15 protein-coding genes are annotated in these 16,583 nt (G+C 72.8%); 9 read left to right on the forward strand and 6 right to left on the reverse strand.

The annotated features are described in order from the left end of the window. The first annotated feature begins 29 nt into the window (after positions 1 to 29). The 6 genes from ACSTA4_RS22470 to ACSTA4_RS22495 all read left to right on the forward strand — a co-directional run bounded on the left by ACSTA4_RS22470 (position 30) and on the right by ACSTA4_RS22495 (position 6,940). Positions 30 to 1,013, forward strand: coding sequence for a PfkB family carbohydrate kinase (locus ACSTA4_RS22470; protein ID WP_444960902.1), 984 nt, complete (start codon positions 30 to 32; stop codon positions 1,011 to 1,013). 239 nt (positions 1,014 to 1,252) lie between these two features. Beyond that, positions 1,253 to 2,086, forward strand: coding sequence for a MurR/RpiR family transcriptional regulator (locus ACSTA4_RS22475; RefSeq protein ID WP_274974352.1), 834 nt, complete (start codon positions 1,253 to 1,255; stop codon positions 2,084 to 2,086). Positions 2,087 to 2,169: 83 nt separating this feature from the next. Further along, positions 2,170 to 3,345 (forward strand): ABC transporter substrate-binding protein, encoded by a 1,176-nt coding sequence (locus ACSTA4_RS22480; RefSeq protein WP_444960903.1) that lies wholly within the window; start codon positions 2,170 to 2,172, stop codon positions 3,343 to 3,345. A gap of 33 nt (positions 3,346 to 3,378) precedes the next feature. Further along, entirely contained in the window at positions 3,379 to 5,157 is a 1,779-nt protein-coding gene (locus ACSTA4_RS22485) for an ABC transporter permease (protein WP_444960904.1), read from the forward strand. A gap of 38 nt (positions 5,158 to 5,195) precedes the next feature. Further along, positions 5,196 to 6,308, forward strand: a complete 1,113-nt coding sequence (locus tag ACSTA4_RS22490; protein ID WP_444960905.1) for an ABC transporter ATP-binding protein — start codon at positions 5,196 to 5,198, stop codon at positions 6,306 to 6,308. Then, a complete protein-coding gene (locus ACSTA4_RS22495) occupies positions 6,305 to 6,940 on the forward strand; it encodes a histidine phosphatase family protein (protein WP_444960906.1) in 636 nt (211 codons plus the stop codon). Before ACSTA4_RS22490 ends, ACSTA4_RS22495 begins: the two co-directional genes overlap by 4 nt. A gap of 157 nt (positions 6,941 to 7,097) precedes the next feature. Here the strand turns inward: ACSTA4_RS22495 and argG are convergent, their stop codons facing one another. Beyond that, entirely contained in the window at positions 7,098 to 8,546 is a 1,449-nt protein-coding gene (argG, locus tag ACSTA4_RS22500) for an argininosuccinate synthase (protein ID WP_013154492.1), read from the reverse strand. Between the two features lie 342 nt (positions 8,547 to 8,888). On the opposite strand from argG, the gene ACSTA4_RS22505 reads away from it, so the two are divergent. Continuing rightward, positions 8,889 to 9,629 carry a class I SAM-dependent DNA methyltransferase gene (locus ACSTA4_RS22505; protein ID WP_444960907.1) on the forward strand — a complete coding sequence of 247 codons (741 nt, stop codon included), beginning with the start codon at positions 8,889 to 8,891 and terminating at the stop codon, positions 9,627 to 9,629. A 92-nt stretch (positions 9,630 to 9,721) separates the two neighbouring features. Here the strand turns inward: ACSTA4_RS22505 and ACSTA4_RS22510 are convergent, their stop codons facing one another. Beyond that, on the reverse strand, positions 9,722 to 10,801 hold the full coding sequence (locus tag ACSTA4_RS22510) for an RNA ligase (ATP) (protein WP_444960908.1): 1,080 nt from the start codon (positions 10,799 to 10,801) through the stop codon (positions 9,722 to 9,724). Between the two features lie 174 nt (positions 10,802 to 10,975). Here ACSTA4_RS22510 and ACSTA4_RS22515 point away from each other — a divergent pair, with 174 nt between their 5' ends. After that, positions 10,976 to 11,383, forward strand: coding sequence for a MerR family transcriptional regulator (locus ACSTA4_RS22515; RefSeq protein ID WP_047868168.1), 408 nt, complete (start codon positions 10,976 to 10,978; stop codon positions 11,381 to 11,383). A gap of 455 nt (positions 11,384 to 11,838) precedes the next feature. Then, positions 11,839 to 13,338, forward strand: a complete 1,500-nt coding sequence (locus ACSTA4_RS22520) for a SulP family inorganic anion transporter (protein WP_444960909.1) — start codon at positions 11,839 to 11,841, stop codon at positions 13,336 to 13,338. Between the two features lie 199 nt (positions 13,339 to 13,537). On the opposite strand, the gene ACSTA4_RS22525 is transcribed toward ACSTA4_RS22520, so the two are convergent. The 4 genes from ACSTA4_RS22525 to ACSTA4_RS22540 all read right to left on the reverse strand — a co-directional run bounded on the left by ACSTA4_RS22525 (position 13,538) and on the right by ACSTA4_RS22540 (position 16,568). After that, complete coding sequence (locus ACSTA4_RS22525) at positions 13,538 to 13,738, reverse strand: ferredoxin (protein ID WP_248771670.1); 201 nt, start codon at positions 13,736 to 13,738, stop codon at positions 13,538 to 13,540. Beyond that, a complete protein-coding gene (locus ACSTA4_RS22530; protein WP_444960910.1) occupies positions 13,735 to 14,430 on the reverse strand; it encodes a TetR/AcrR family transcriptional regulator in 696 nt (231 codons plus the stop codon). The genes ACSTA4_RS22525 and ACSTA4_RS22530 overlap by 4 nt, the downstream gene beginning before the upstream one ends. After that, positions 14,424 to 15,644 (reverse strand): cytochrome P450, encoded by a 1,221-nt coding sequence (locus ACSTA4_RS22535; RefSeq protein WP_444960911.1) that lies wholly within the window; start codon positions 15,642 to 15,644, stop codon positions 14,424 to 14,426. Before ACSTA4_RS22535 ends, ACSTA4_RS22530 begins: the two co-directional genes overlap by 7 nt. 159 nt (positions 15,645 to 15,803) lie before the next feature. Continuing rightward, complete coding sequence (locus ACSTA4_RS22540) at positions 15,804 to 16,568, reverse strand: SDR family NAD(P)-dependent oxidoreductase (protein WP_444960912.1); 765 nt, start codon at positions 16,566 to 16,568, stop codon at positions 15,804 to 15,806. Positions 16,569 to 16,583: the final 15 nt, after the last annotated feature.

The following is a 16,583-nucleotide window of genomic DNA, read 5'->3' on the forward strand; positions in this document are numbered from 1 at the left end:
CGGTCGGCGCAGTCGAGGGGAGCCCTGCCGTGACCGGACGCCTTGTGCACGTGGGACCGGTGATCATCGACGTCGTGATGGCGGTCGACGCCCTCCCCCGGGCCGGGGAGGGCGTGTTCGCCTCCTCCGCCCTGACCCTGGTCGGGGGCGGTTTCAACGTCGTCGCCGCCGCGGCGCGCGCGGGCATGGAGGTGGTCTACGCGGGGGCGCACGGAACCGGGCCCCACGGGGACCTGGCCCGGGCCGCGCTGCGCTCCGAAGGGGTGGCGGTGGCGCACGCCCCCTCCCCCGACGCGGACACCGGCTTCTGCGTGGCCCTGGTGGACGGCGACGCCGAACGCACCTTCGTCACCCGGCTGGGCGCCGAGATGGACCTGTCCCTGGACCGGCTGCGCACCCTCCGGCCCGAACCGGGGGACTTCGTCTACACGGTGGGGTACTCGCTGCTGCCCGGGCCGCGCGCCGACGACCTGCTCACCTGGATCGGCGGGCTCCCGGAGGGGGTGCGCCTGGTCCTGGACCCGGCTCCGGTCGTGGGCGACGTCCCCGGGCCGACCCTGGACCGGGTCCTGGCCCGCGTGGACCTGCTCAGCCTCAGCGCCGCCGAGGCCGCGACCGTGACCGGGCGCTCCGTCCCCGAGGAGGCCGCCGCGCTCCTGCTCCCCCGCATCCGTCGCGGCGGCACGGTGGTCGTGCGCGACTCCGCGCGGGGCTGCGTGGTGGCCGGGGCCGGCGTCGGGGACGGGACCGTGTCCGGGGGCGCCGCCGCCCGGCGCGTGCCCGGTTTCCCCGTGCGCGCCGTGGACACCAACGGCGCGGGCGACGCGCACGTGGGCGTGTTCACCGCCGCGCTGGCCGACGGCCTGGACCCGCTGGCGGCCGCCCGCCGGGCCAACGCGGCCGCCGCCCTGGCGGTCACCCGCCGCGGCCCGGCCACCTGCCCCACCGCCAAGGAGACGGACGTCTTCCTGGAGGAGGCCGAGGGCGACGAGGATCCCGGCCGGGGCCGGTGAGCCGACCGGGAGCGCCGCCGGTGTGCGGTGCGGCGCCGCGCCCGCCTTCACCTGCCGGAAGCAACCACCGGACCCACCTGCGGTTTTCGGGACGTGTCCTGACCTCCGGCTTGCCGCCGGGCGATCCGCGGGTGAACACCCGACCGGTTCGCGGGGAGAGGGTGAAGTCCCCATGAACCGAAAATAAAGTTGCAGGAAAAACAGTCTGTGCAAGAAAACTTGCTTGTATCGTGGGCGCTGTGAACCTCCAGGAACGCATGAGCGAGTACCGCGACCGGCTGACGAAGTCGGACCGGGTCCTCCTCGACGAACTGCTCTCCAACCCCGCCGAGGCCCCCCTGTGGCGGGGCGGGGAGGTGGCCCAGCGTGCGGGGGTCCACCCCGCCGCCGCCACCCGGCTGGCCCAGCGGCTGGGCTACCAGGGCTACCTGGAGCTGCGCGAGGACCTGCGCGAGGCCCACGAGGCACGCCTCAACGGCGCGGGCGACCGGTTCCGGGCCGAACTCCGGGGCCAGGGGCAGGCCAGCGTGCTGGACACCCTCCTGGCCACCGAGCTCGACTCCCTCGCCGCGGTCGGCAAGCACGTGAGCCAGGCCCAGATCGACGAGGTGGCCGACCTCCTCGTCGGCGCGCGGGTGGTCTACCTCTTCGCGCGCGGCAATTCCGGGGTCCTGGCCGAACTCCTCGACAGCCGACTGCGGCGGTTCGGGATGCGCCCGGTCAACCTCGTCGGCCCCGGCCGCGAGGTCGCCGAACGCGTCCTGGCGATGTCGGACTCCGACGCCGTCGTGTCGTTCGCGTTCCGCCGCGCTCCGCGGGGCCTCACACAGCTGTACGCACACGCCTCCGAGGTCGGAGCCCGTTCCGTGCTGGTCACGGACACCCTGCACACCCTCGATCCGGCTCCGACCACCGTGCTCTCGGCCCCGCGCGGACACCAGGAGGGCTTCTCCTCCCTGAGCGTCCCGATGATGATCGCGAACGCCATCGTGCTCACCGTCGCCCAGCGCCACCCCGAGACCATCCTGCCCGCCCTCGACCGCCTGGACGACCTGCTCAACGCGTTCGACTGACGCCGGTCTCCCCATCCCCCACGACGGCCGGACCACCCCGGCCCCGCTCCCGCCTGCGCGAAAACCGACGCAAAGGACCTGTCATGCGCACTTCGAGACTGCTCTCCGCATCCGTCGCCCTCCCGCTCGCCGTGACGCTCGCCGCCTGCGGCGGCGGCACCCCCGAGGCCGCCGACACCGCCGACGCCGGCGAGGCCGCCCAGCCCCACGAACTCGACGACGCCACCCACGAGGAGCTCGTCGAACTGGCCCGGGAGGAGGGGGAGGTCACCGTCTACTCCTTCACCTCGCGCATCGCCTCCGTCGAGGAGGCCTTCGAGGCGCAGTACCCGGGCATCGACCTCATCGGCCACGACATCGCCTCCTCCGAGCAGATCACCCGTCTGCAGTCCGAGGCGCAGGCCGGAACGCCGTCGGCGGACGTCGCCTACATCTCCGACGCCCCGGTGGTCATCACCGAACTCGTCGCGGGCGGCATCCTCCAGAACTACGTCCCCCAGCGCGTCGCCGAGACCGTGCCCGAGGAGTACCAGCAGCCGCTGCTGGCCAACCGGCTCTCGACCAAGATCCTCATGTACAACGAGGAGGCCCACCCCGACGGCAGCCCGATCCAGAACCTGTGGCAGCTGACCGAGGAGGAGTGGAACGGCAAGGTCGTCATGGTCGACCCGAGTGTGCGCGGCGACTACCTCGACCTCGTGACGGAGATCGTCCAGCGCTCCGACGAGATGGCGCAGGCCCACCAGGAGCACTTCGGGTCCGAGGTGGAACTCGACGAGGGCGTGGAGAACGCCGGGCAGCAGTTCATCAAGGACCTCTACGCCAACGGCTTGGTCCTGGTCGACGACACCGACAACGTCAACGCGGCCGTGGGAGCGACCGGACAGGAGGACCCGCCGGTCGGCATCACCTCCTACTCCGACCGCCGGGACAACGAGGAGGAGGGCTGGGCGCTCCAGGCCTCCCTGGGGACCGTGCCGTCGCTGGGCATCACCTTCCCGGCCTACATCGGCATGGTGCAGGGCTCCGACAGCCCCGCCGCCGCGCGCCTGGTCGCCGACTTCCTCATGGGCGACGACTCCGCGACCGGCGGTCCCGGTTACGAGCCCTTCTACGTCCCCGGCGACTACCCGGTCCGCACCGACATGGAGATGCCCGAGGACGCCGCGCCCCTGGACGAACTGGGCGCCTGGGACATCGCCCCCGAGGAGACCGCCCGGGTCCGCGACGACGTGGCCGACTTCCTCCTGACCCTGTAGAACCCCCGACTCCCCCGTCAGCGAAAGGACGCCATGACGACGGCACCCGCCCCCCGCCGCACCGCGGTCGGCACCACGGTGGCCCGTGCGCGCACGGCACTGAGGCAGCCCTCCGTGGTGCTGGGAGCCGGCACCCTGCTCGTACTGTTCGTCCTCGTGGTGGCGCCGCTCAGCGGACTGGTCAACACGACCCTCCAGAGCGGCAACCGCGAGGCGTGGGCGGACGTGTTCGCCAGCCCGATGTCGGAGAACCTCCTGTGGAGGCCGATGGGCAACTCGATCCTCATGGGGACCGCCACCGCCGTCTGCTCGACGGTGGTGGGCGGGTTCCTCGCCTGGGTGGTCGTGATGACCCGCGTCCCGGGGCGTAAGACCCTGGGGCTGCTGGCGACGATCCCGTTCGCCCTGCCGAGCTTCGCCCTGGCGCTGGCGTGGGAGTCGGTCTTTCGCAACGACCTGATCGGCGGGTCCACCGGGATCCTGATGAACCTGGGCCTGGACGTCCCGGACTGGCTGGCCTGGGGACCCGTACCGATCGCCGCGACCCTGACGGCCCACTACTTCTCGCTGTCGTTCATGCTGGTCGCCGCGGCGCTGGCCAGCGTCAACGGCGACCTCATGGAGGCCGCCGAGATGACCGGGGCCTCCACGCTGCGGGTGGCCCGGGACATCGCCCTGCCGGTCGTGGCCCCGGCGATGATCTCCGGCGCGCTGCTCGCCTTCGCCGAGGGGGTGTCCAACTTCGTCACACCGGCGCTGCTCGGACTGCCGGTGCGGTTCCACACGCTCTCCACCCGGCTGTACGGGGCGATCTCCACCGGTGACGTCGCGCGCGGTTACGTGCTCTCGATCGTGCTCATCATCGTCGCCGCGATGATCATGTACGCCTCGACCCGCATCACCGGGGGCAGGCGCAGCTTCGCGACGATCACCGGCAAGGGCGGCCGCCGCCGGGGCGTGGACCTGGGCCCCTGGGGGTGGCCGGTGGCCGGGCTCGCCTGGCTGCTGGTCACGTGCACCACGATCGTGCCCGGCCTCGTGCTCGTCCTGAGCTCGCTGACCCTGCGCACCAACGACTTCGCCTCCGGGCTGACCCTGCACTACTGGATCGGCGGCTCGGACCCCGCGCTCGCCCAGGGGCAGCGGGGCGTCCTGAACAACCCGCAGATCCTGGAGGCCACCTGGAACACCGTCCTGCTCGGGGTGTGCGTGGCGGTCGGCGCCGGTGTGCTCGGACTGCTCATCTCCTACGTCATCACCCGCTCCAACGGCCCGAGGTGGCTGGTGGGGACCATGAGCGTCACCTCGTTCGTGCCCTTCCTCATCCCCGGCATCGCGCTGGGCGCGGCCTTCATCGCACAGTTCGGGGCGCCCATCGGCCCGCTCCCGAGCCTGTACGGGACGTTCGCGATCCTCGTGCTGGCCGGGATCGCGGCGACGATCCCGTTCTCCGTCCGGTCGGGCACCTCGGCCCTGAGCCAGGTGTCCAGGGACGTCGAGGAGTCCGCGGTGATGGCGGGGGCCGGGCTGATGCGCAGGATCGGCGCGGTCATCGCGCCTCTGACCGCCCGTGGCCTGTTCACCGGCGGGGTGCTGGTGTTCGTCCAGATGGTGCGCGACCTGTCCCTGGTCGTGCTGCTGGCGACCCCGGCGATGCCCGTCCTGGCCGTGCTCACCTACCAGTACTCCTCGGAGAACTTCACCCAGTTGGCCAACGCGGTCACCGTGGTCATCGCGGTGATCTCGGTCGCGGCAACCGTCATCGCGCGGCGCTTCGAGGGCGCCGCCCAGCCCTGGAACTCCCAATCATGATCCCGATGCCGCGCGCCCGGCAGGCCGAAAGGACCGACATGCGCTCCGAAACCTCCTCGGCCTCCCTGACCATCACCGACCTGCGCAAGGACTTCGGCGGCACCGCCGCCGTGGACGGCGTCTCGATCGAGGTCCCGGCGGGCTCCTTCCTCGTGCTGCTCGGACCGTCCGGCTGCGGGAAGACGACGACCCTGCGGATGCTCGCCGGACTGGAGAACCCCACCGGGGGCGAGATCCGGTTCGGCGACCGCGTCATCGCCCGAGGCGACGGGACCGAGATCGTGCCTCCCGCCGAGCGCGAGGCCGGTCTGGTCTTCCAGTCCTACGCGCTGTGGCCGCACAAGACCGTGCGCCAGAACATCGCCTGGCCGCTGACCGTGGCCAAGTGGTCCAAGGCCGACCGGCGGGCCCGCAGCGAGCAGGTGCTGTCGATGCTGTCGATCGAGGACCTGGCCGACCGCTACCCGGGGGAGATCAGCGGCGGCCAGCAGCAGCGGGTGGCGATCGCCCGCATGATCGCCCCGCAGCCCAAGGTGCTGCTCTTCGACGAACCGCTGTCCAACCTCGACGCGAAACTGCGGGTGGACACCCGGGGCGAACTGATGCGCGTGCACCGCTCGACCGGAGCCACGAGCGTCTACGTCACGCACGACCAGGTGGAGGCGATGACCATGGCCACGCACATCGCGCTCATGAAGGACGGCCGGATCGAGCAGTTCGGCACGCCGCGGGAGCTGCTGGAGTCGCCGCGCACCGCGTTCGCCGCGACGTTCGTCGGCACTCCCCCGGCCAACATCATCGAGTGCCGGGCCGGGGGCGGTCGGCTGTCGGCCCTGGGCGCCGACTGCGGCGCGGCTCCCGCCTCGGTCCCGGACGGGGTCGTGCGGGCGATGTACCGGGCGGGTTCGCTCGGGATCGACCGCGACGCGTCCGCGCCCGGCTGCCTGGAGGCGGTCTTCGCCGACCAGGTGCCGATGGCCGACAGGTGGGTCGTGGGCGTGGACCTCGCCGACGGCACCCGGGTGAACGTCTCCCGGGACACGCCGGTCGACCTGCTGCCCGGGGACGCGGCCGGTCTGCGGCTGCCCGAGGCGCCGGACGCCTACTTCGACGCCGCGGGCGACCGCCTGGACACCGGGGCGGTCCGATGATGCGGCTGTTCCTGGTCCGCCACGGCGAGACCGAGTGGAACGGTGAGCGCCGCCTCCAGGGGCAGCAGGACATCGGGCTGTCGGAGGCCGGGCGCCACCAGGTCGCCGCGCTGGCGGAGACGGTCCGCTACCTGGACCCCGGCTACGTCGTCACCTCCGGCCTGTGCCGCACGCGGGAGACCGCCGAGGTCCTCGGGGTCAGCCCGGACGCGCGCGACCCCCGGCTCAACGAGGCCTACCTGGCCGGGTGGGAGGGGCGGTACTCGGCGCAGATCAAGGAGGAGGACGGCGGTGTGTACGCCGCGTGGCGCGCGGGGCGGTTCCACCCCCCGGGAGCGGAGAGCTTCGGCGAACTCACCGACCGGGTGGTCGAGGGGATCGGCGCCGCCGTCCGCCGGGCGCACGCCGACGGCCACCGGACGCTGCTGGCCGTCACCCACGGAGGGCCGGTGCGGGCCTTCCTCGTGGCCGCCGTCGGGCTCGACCCGGCGCGCACGGTGCCCAGCCACCCGGCCAGTCTGAGCATCGTGGACGTCGACCCCGGGGCCGCCTCCCTCACCGAACCGGGTGCGGCCAGGCTCCGGCTGTTCAACTACTCCCCGGCGATGTCGCCGCTGGACCCGCCGGACTGACGGGCGCCGCCGGGGCGGGAACGCTCGTGCGGCGTTCCCGCCCCGGCGGCTGGCCGGTCCGGCGGGCTCCACGGCCGGTACGCGGACCGGGCTCGCGGATCGGGCCCGCGCGGAGCCCGGCCGGTCCCCGCGCTCTGGCGCGGACCGGAGCCGGGCCTCAGTCGTTGCCGGACTCCATGGCGGCGTGGTCGAGCAGGTCGTCGCTCTCGGGGGCCTGGCCCCGGGAGGCGATCGCCTCGGCGCCGCCCTCGGGCATCGCGCCGATCAGCCCGGTCGAGGCCGCCTGGGCGGCGCCGATCGACGTCGGGTGCGAGGTGCCGACCATGCCGACCCTGGAGTACTCCTCCAGCTTGGCGCGGGAGTCGGCGATGTCGAGGTTGCGCATGGTCAGCTGGCCGATGCGGTCCACCGGGCCGAACGCGGAGTCCTCGGTCCGCTCCATGGACAGCTTGTCCGGGTGGTAGCTGAACGCCGCCCCGGTGGTGTCCATGAGGGAGTAGTCCTCGCCGCGCCGCAGCCGCAGGGTCACCTCGCCGGTGACCGCCGTGCCCACCCAGCGCTGGAGGGCCTCGCGCAGCATCAGCGCCTGGGGCTCCAGCCAGCGGCCCTCGTAGAGCAGCCTGCCGAGCCGACGGCCGTCGTTGTGGTAGCTGGCGAGGGTGTCCTCGTTGTGGACCGCGTTGACCAGCCGCTCGTAGGCCGCGTGCAGCAGCGCCATGCCCGGGGCCTCGTAGATGCCGCGGCTCTTGGCCTCGATGACGCGGTTCTCGATCTGGTCCGACATGCCCAGGCCGTGTCGGCCGCCGATGGCGTTGACCTCGTTGACCAGGTCCACGGCGGTGGCGAAGGTCTTGCCGTTGACGGTCACCGGGCGGCCCTGCTCGAAGCCGATCGTGACGTCCTCGGGGGTGATCTCGACCTCGGGGTCCCAGAACCGCACGCCCATGATGGGCTCGACGATCTCGATGCCGGTGTCGAGGTGTTCGAGCGCCTTGGCCTCGTGCGTGGCGCCCCAGATGTTGGCGTCGGTGGAGTAGGCCTTCTCGGTGCTGTCCCGGTAGGGCAGGCCGTGGGCCAGCAGCCACTCCGACATCTCCTTGCGGCCGCCGAGCTCGTTGACGAAGTCGGCGTCCAGCCACGGCTTGTAGATCCGCAGGGAGGGGTTGGCGAGCAGGCCGTAGCGGTAGAACCGCTCGATGTCGTTGCCCTTGAAGGTGGACCCGTCGCCCCAGATCTGCACGCCGTCCTCGAGCATCGCGCGCACCAGCAGGGTGCCCGTGACGGCCCGCCCGAGGGGGGTGGTGTTGAAGTAGGTGCGGCCGCCGGAGCGGATGTGGAAGGCTCCGCAGGCCAGCGCCGCGAAACCCTCCTCCACCAGCGCCTCCCGGCCGTCCACCAGGCGGGCGCCCTCGGCGCCGTAGGCGGTGGCGCGGCCGGGGACCGAGGCGATGTCGGGTTCGTCGTACTGGCCGATGTCGGCGGTGTAGGCGTACGGGACGGCGCCCTTGTCGCGCATCCACGCGACCGCCACCGAGGTGTCGAGGCCACCGGAGAAGGCGATACCGACGCGCTCGCCGACGGGGAGGGAAGTGAGTACCTTGGACATGGAAATAAGTATGCGCCCTTATGAATGAGCATGCAATCTGGAGGGCCGCATGTCGGTGTGGGATACATCCCTGACCTGCCGCGCGGAGTGCCGGGGCCGGGGTCGCGCGGGGCACCGCCGCGGGGGCCGCGTCGGGTGGCGGAGCCGGTGTCACCTGGCCCAGGGGGAGACCCCGGCGGCACGGAGCGGGCCGGAGCCGGGGCCCGCTTCCCCCACCCTGCACGGGACCGGGGCCGCCCGACCGGCGACGCGCCGGACGCTCCCGGGCGGTCGCCCTCCGCGCCCGCCGGGCCGCGGGAAAACCGCGTGCGCCCCGCCGGGGCCGCGGGTTAGCGTTCCGGGATGAGCGCACAGGAGAACCACTTCGCGGAGAGCGTCGCGGCGACCTACGACGAGTCGTCGGCGGAGATGTTCGAGCCCGCCGTCCTGGATCCGGCCGTCGACCTCCTGGAGGAACTGGCCGGTGGTGGCCGGGCCCTGGAGCTGGGGATCGGGACGGGGCGCGTCGCGCTGCCGCTGGCCCGCCGCGGGGTTCCGGTGCACGGCATCGACCTGTCCGAGGCGATGGTCGAACGGCTGCGGGCCAAACCCGGCGGCGACGCGGTCGGGGTGACGGTCGGCGACTTCGCGACGACCCGGGTGGAGGGGACGTTCTCGGTCGCCTACCTGGTCTTCAACACGATCATGAACCTGACCACGCAGGACGAGCAGGTGGCCTGTTTCCGCAACGCCGCCGACCACCTCGAACCCGGGGGCCGCTTCGTCGTCGAGGTCGGCGTCCCCGACCTGCGCAGGCTGCCGGAGGGCCAGGACGCCGTGCCCTTCCACGTGGGTTCGAACCGACTCGGGTTCGACGTCTACGACGTCGCCACGCAGGCGATGAGCTCGCACCACGTCACGGTCGCCGACGGGCGCGGCACGTACCGGGAGGTCCCCTTCCGGTACGTGTGGCCCGCCGAACTCGACCTCATGGCCCGGCTCGCCGGGATGCGCCTGAGCGACCGGTGGGACGGGTGGACCCGGGAGCCGTTCACCAGCGCCAGCCGCCAGCACGTCTCGGTCTGGGAGAAGCCCGTCGGCTGAGCCCGGGGAGCGGCCGGGCCGCCTGACGCGGGCGCACGCGGCGACGGCCCCGCGGGCGCGCCGGGAGTTCCCGGTGCGCCCGCGCGGTGGGCTCACTCGTACTCCGTGCCGCCCCTGCGGGTGAGGTAGGCGTCGGAGACGAACTTGACGATGGCGCGCCCGCCCAGGACCGGCGAGTAGCGCTCGCGCCGGGGCCGGACCACGACCCCCTCGCGCAGGTGCAGGCCGCCACCGCTCCAGGTCTCCTCCCCCTGCGCCAGCGCGAGCAGCGCCGCCTCGTCGTAGGGGCCGTCGTGGAGCAGCGGCACCGAGGGCAGCCCGACCGACTCCAGCACCTCGGGCAGGTCGGCGGCGTCGACCCAGCTCAGGGCACCGTCCACGTCCAGGGAGACGTCGAAGACCGCGTAACCGGGCTGCTCGCCGCGGCCGGTCTCGCCGTAGGCCAGGTCCTGCACCCCCGCGCCGAACACCTCGCCGAACACGCCCACCCGGGCGGCGCCGAACCGCTCCGCCAGCCTGCGCGCGGCCTCGGGCACCCCGTGGGCGGTCAGCGCCCGCCAGTACAGGTTCTTCTCCGCGAACGCCAGCGCCTGGTGCCGGGACCCGTGGCCCTTGGACGAGGCGAACTCCTCCCCCGTCGCGGCGACCAGGGTGAACAGGCAGGCCGTGCCGTGGATCTTCTCCGTGGCCACGACCGGTTCCCCCGGTTCGAAGGCGTCGGGGTAGCGCTTGGCGTTCTCCACCTCGATCCAGCGCAGCAGGTCGGGCGCGTCGACCAGGTCGCCGCCCATGTGCACCGGGACCGGGGGCACCCACTTGGTGATGCCGAGTTCCCCGGCGAAGTCGGTGCCGTCACGGTGTTCCGCCGCCAGGTCGCGGTCGGCCAGCAGCTTCGGGCGGCAGACGATGCCCTGCGACAGCTCTCCGCGCAGCCGGACGGCCTTGACCCGGTTGCTCCGGGAGCCCGCGAGCCTGCCCGTCAGACCGAGTTCACCGATGAGGTCCTCGGGCAGCAGCGCGCTCTCGGGGACGTAGACGGCCCAGTCGCCGGTGCGGTAGGCCCCCTTGGCCACGACCGCGCGAAACAACCCGACCTGCGCCAGCTCCAGCGCGTCCGCGTTGGGGTGCGGGTGGATCGTCAGCCGCTCGGCGGTGACCCGAAGGGTGGACATGGCGGTTCCTCCGTGTGGGGAGGCGCGTTCGGACCGCGCCCCGGGGATCGGTCCACTATGTCCGAGCGTCCGCCGGGCCGACAACGGCTTTACGGAGGAACCGGAGCGCCCGGCGGCGGGCCGCGCCCCGCCGGAACCGACGTTAGAGTCGAGTGAACGAGAGGGGGTGCCGCGATGTCCGGGGCGCAGCACATGCAGATCGGCGAGGTCGCCGAGCGGACCGGCCTGTCCCTGCGCACGATCCGCTACTACGGCGAGGTCGGCCTGGTCGAGCCCTCCGCGCGCTCCCGCGGCGGCTTCCGGCTCTACACCGAGACGGACGTGGACCGCCTGAACCTCATCAAGCGGATGAAACCGCTGGAGTTCAGCCTTGAGGAGACCCGCGAGCTGCTGGAGGCCGTCGACCGGCTGGGGTCGGCCGAGACCGGGCCCGACGAGCGGCGGGCCCTGAGCGAGAGGCTCGACGCCTTCGAGGCGGCCATCGTCGCCCGCTGCCAGACCCTGCGCGACCAGCTGGCGATGGCCGAGGAGTTCGCCGAGCGGCTGCGCGAGCAGCGCGCCCGCGACAACGCCACCGCATAGCGTCCGCCGGAGCCGAGCGGCCAGCGCCCCGCGCCGGGCACCCGCTCCCCCGTCCCCGCGTCGCGGGTCACCGCCGCAACTCCACCGCTGGTCACGGCGCGCCATCACCGGTGGAGCGCGCCCGCCGTACGGAGCGCCCGCCCCTGCCTGGAGAAACAGCCACACCCTTCCGTCGTGTGAGGGTTGTCTCAGTCGCCGAACGAGAATCAGACTCTCACGTAAGAGTAGAGTTTCTCCGGGTCGTCACCCGCGCACGAGCGGAGGACCACCGCGCTCTCTTCCCGGCCCTGCCCAGGGGCACGGCCGGGCCCGCGGCGACGAAGCCGCACCGGGGCCGACATCGCCCCGGATCCCCGTGCGCACCTGCGCACCCCGCCTCACCCGGCGCGCGTCCGCGCCGTGCACGAACGCCTGACCCGACACCGCGGTCCTCGTTGTGGGCTGCCCGAAACCCGATGGGTGCCATGAAACTGCCCGTGAAGACCCCCAGGTCCCTCAAGGCCCGGATCCCCGCCGCCGCGCAGCTGCGCGCCGACGTGCTGGCCGGGCTGGTCGTCGCCCTGGCCCTGATCCCCGAGGCCATCGCCTTCTCCCTCATCGCCGGGGTCGACCCCCGCGTGGGCCTGTACGCCTCCTTCGTGATGGCCGTGTCCATCGCCTTCCTGGGCGGGCGGCCCGCGATGATCTCCGCCGCCACCGGCGCGATGGCCCTGGTCGCGGCACCGCTGTCGATGGAGTACGGCGTCGACCACCTGATCGCCGCCACCATCCTGGCCGGGCTCATCCAGGTCGCCCTGGGCCTGCTCGGGGTGGCCAGGCTGATGCGGTTCGTGCCGCCCAGCGTCATGACCGGGTTCATCAACGCCCTGGCCGTCCTCATCTTCATGGCACAGCTGCCCTACCTGGAGGGCGTGGGCGTGCCGATCTACGCCATGGTGGCCGTGGGCCTGGTCATCGTCTTCGGCCTGCCCCGCCTGACCAAGGCGGTTCCCGCGCCGCTGGTGGCCATCGTCGTGCTCACCGTCGCCGCGCTGACCCTGGGCATCCCGGCGCAGACGGTCGGGGACATGGGCGAACTGCCCGACACCCTGCCCGTACCGCTGATCCCGGACGTGCCCTACACGCTGGACACGCTGGTCCTGATCGCCCCCTACTCGCTGACCCTGGCCCTGGTGGGGCTGATGGAGTCACTGATGACCGCCAAGGTCGTCGACGACCAGACCGAGACCTCCTCGAACCACGGCCGCGAGGCCCGCGGCCAGGGAGTGGCCAACGTGCTGGTCGGCTTCTTCGGCGGCATGGCCGGGTGCGCGATGATCGGCCAGACCATGATCAACGTCAAGTCCGGGGCCCGCACCCGCGTCTCGACCTTCTTGGCCGGTGTGTTCCTGATCATCCTGTGCGTGGCCCTGGGCGACCTGGTGGGCATGATCCCGGTCGCTGCGCTGGTCGCGGTGATGTTCTTCGTGGCCATCGTGACCTTCGACTGGCACAGCGTCGCCCCGGCCACCCTGAGGCGGATGCCCTGGACCGAGACCCTGGTCATGGCCATCACCGTCGCCGTGGTCGTGGCCACCCACAACCTGGCCCTGGGTGTGATCGTCGGGGTCGTGGTGTCCATGGTGCTCTTCGCCCGCCGGGCCGCCATGCAGGCCGACGTCACCAGCGTGCTCGACCCCGAGGGCGGCACCCGCGTGTACTCGGTCAACGGCGAGGTGTTCTTCGCCTCCACCGGCGAGCTGGTCAACCGGTTCGACTACACCGAACAGGGCCTGGAGAAGGTAGTGGTGGACATGTCCAACGCGCACGTGTGGGACTCCTCGGCCGTGGCCGCCCTGGACCAGGTCACCGAGCACTTCCGCAGGCACGGGGTGCGGGTGGAGATCACCGGCCTCAACGGGCCCAGCGCGCACCTGCACCGGGAGCTGTCCGGAACCCTGACCGGCGGCCACTGACCCCGGGCGAGGGGGGCGGCCCGCCGGAGCCGCGGCGGGCCGCCCCCGGGTTCCTCGGGCCGTCCCTCGGCCGCGGCCGGGCCGGGCAGGACGAGCGCGGGCGGACCGCGAAAAACGGGTGCGGGCGCCCCGGCCGGGACGGACTCGGCTGACCGGGCACGACCGGCCGTGAGGCGCGCTCTCCACCTCCCCCGTGCGGTCAGGCCTCCTCGTCCACGTGGATCGCGCCGGTGGGGCACACCTGCCCCGCCTCGCGCACGACCGGGTACAGCTTCTCCGGCGGCCGTTCGGTGAGCAGTTCGACGATGCCGTCCTCCTCACGCTGGTCGAACACCTCCGGGGCGAGCAGCACGCACTGACCGGCGCCGCAGCACCAGTCCTGGTCGACGGTCACCCTCATGGTCGCTCCTCCTCCTTCGTCTTCGCGGTGCGGTCGCGCCCCTCGACCGGGGTCACGGGGGCGAGCCAGATCCCCGTGAGCGCGTCCACCAGTCCAGTGGCCGTGTCCTCCCAGCTGCACCGGGGCGTCGCCGTCTCCTCGGCGAGCGCGCGCTCGCGTTCGGCGCACATGTGCACGATCAGGTGGCGGGTCATGTCCTCGCGTTCGGCGCGCACAGGCGGCGGCAGGTCGGGCAGGCTGGCGCGCAGGCCGAGGAGGACCCGCCTGAGCGGGGGCGAGGTCAGCGTCTCCTCGGTCATGATCACGCGCAGGCCCGGGTCGGTCATGACCTGCGCGGAGAAGCGGGCGAACCAGCTCGGGACGCCCAGGTGCGCCAGGTGCCGGGTCACCGGCCGGACCAGGCAGGCGATCCAGTCGCCCGTCCCGGCCGGGTCTCCCTCCTCCTCGACCGCCCGCGCCCACAGCGGTTCGAGCCGGTCGGTGTGCGTGCGCACGATCGCGCGCACGAGGTCGGTCTTGGTGCCGAAGTGGTAGCCGACCGCGGTGTTGTTGCCCTGGCCCGCGGCCACGCTGATGCCGCGGTTGGACACCGCGAACAGGCCGTGTTCGGCGAACAGGCGCTCGGCGGTGGACAGGATCAGCTCCCGCGTGGTGTCGGCCCGTCCGGTCCGCGCCCGCGACACGGTCACCACCGGACCGGGACCTCGCGCAGCCCGCCCACGACCAGGCCGTCCAGCCGCCGCAGTTCCGCCGCGGGGACGGCCAACTCCAGCGTGGGGAGCCTGCGCAGCAGCACGTCGAGCACCGCCTGGAGTTCGGTGCGGGCCAGCGCCTGCCCCAGGCACGAGTGCGCCCCGGCGCCGAAGCCCAGGTGCGGGTTGGGCACGCGCCCCAGGTCCATCTCGTCCGCGTTCTCGAACGCGCTCTCGTCCCGGTTGGCCGCGCCCATGCTGCACATGACAGTGGTCCCGGCCGGGACGGTGGCGCCGCCGATCTCGGTCTCCTCGGTGATGTAGCGCGGCAGGCCGAGCCCGGAGTTGGCGTCGAAGCGCAGCGCCTCCTCCACCGCGGAGCGCACCAGCGTCCGGTCGGCCAGCAGCCTCTCCCAGCGGCTGCGGTCGTCCAGCAGCATCGCCACCATCTTGCCGATCATGTTGGCGGTGGTCTCGTGCCCGGCGACCAGCAGGCCCATGCTGGTGGCGACCAGCGCGGAGGTGGGCAGGTCGAACCCGGCCTCGGCGGTCTCGGTGATCAGGGAGCTGATCAGGTCCTCGCGCGGCTCCGCCCGCTTGGCCTCGACGTGGCCGCTCATGTAGGCGAGGAACTCGGCCTGGGCCCGGTCCATCTCCTCCTGGGTGTAGCGGGTGAGGTTGAGCAGCGCGTCCGACCAGTGCGAGAAGCGGTCGCGGTCGGAGTCGGGCACGCCGAGCATGTCGCAGATGACCCACACCGGCAGGGGGAATCCCAGGTCGGCCCGGAGGTCCGCCGGGTGGCCGCGCTCCACCATGCCGTCGACGAGCCGGTCGGCCATGGCCTCGATCCCGGGCCGCAGCGCGTTCATGCGCCTGGCGGTGAACCACTTGCCGACCAGCCGCCGCCACTGCCGGTGCTCCTCCCCGCTGTCGGGGACCGCCGAGGCCAGGTCGCTGTTGAACACGCCGCCCGTCGCGCCGGCCGAGACCCGGGCCGCGTCCTCGGCGTCGAGCCGCCGGGTGAAGCGCGGATCGGAGAGCACCCGCCTGACGTCCTCGTAGCGGGTGACCACCTCCGCCCGGTCGCCGCTGGGCAGCCGCACCCCGGCGACGGGGCACCGCTGTCTCAACTCGGCCCACTCGGCGGGCGGCTCCAGCGCCTCGGGGCTGGGGATCGGGTAGTCCATCAGCCGTTCGGTCCCGTCGGCACCCACAGCCCTCACTCCTCTGCGTCATCGGTACGTACACGTACAGTGAACGCCCGTCGCCGCGTTGAGTCAAGCGACTGACTTAAGAAGTGGGGCGTACGCGCTCGGACGCACGCAGCGCCCGCCGCCGCGGACCCGGGGCCGGGTCCGCGAGCGGTCGCCTCCTCAGACGGCCGACCAGCCGTTGTCCACCGGCAGCACCGCGCCGCTGATGCTGCTCGCCGCGTCGGAGGCCAGGAAGATGACGGCGGCGGCCAGCTCCTCGGCCCGGGCCACGCGGCCCATGTTGGACATGAAGGTGCCGAGGGTGGTCGGGCCGTGGGGCGCGGAGGCGACGTCGACGGTGATCGAGGTGGCGGTGCCGCCCGGGGCGACGGCGTTCACCCTGATCCCCTTGTCGCGGTACATGACCGCGGTGGACTTGACCAGGCCGACCACGCCGTGCTTGGAGGCGGTGTAGGCGGCTCCGGCGGCGCTGCCGCGCAGGGAGGCCTCCGAGGCGGTGAAGACGACCGATCCGGCCCCCCGCTCGACCATGTGCGGCAGGACGGCGCGGGTGAGCAGGAAGGGCGCGGTCAGGTTCACGCGCAGGAGCCGCTCCCAGACCGCGTCGGTGACGTCGGCGGTGGCGGACATGTCGTCCATGATCCCGGCGTTGTTGACCAGGACGTCGACACCGCCGAGGCGTTCGACGGCCGTGGCGACGACCTCGTCCACGACCTCCTGACGGCTGAGGTCGCCGGTCACGGTCTCGGCGGTGCACCCGGCCGCGCGGATCTCCTCGGCCGCCTCACGCGCCGTGTCGGCGTTGAGGTCGGCGATCAGGACCCTGGCGCCCTCCTCGGCGAAGCGCAGCGCGCTCGCGCGGCCGATGCCGGAGCCGCCTCCGGTGACGATGACGTTCTTGTCCTTCAGGCCCAGGCCGGTCATGGGAAGCCCTCTCGT

This window comes from Nocardiopsis sp. M1B1, from assembly GCF_052466615.1.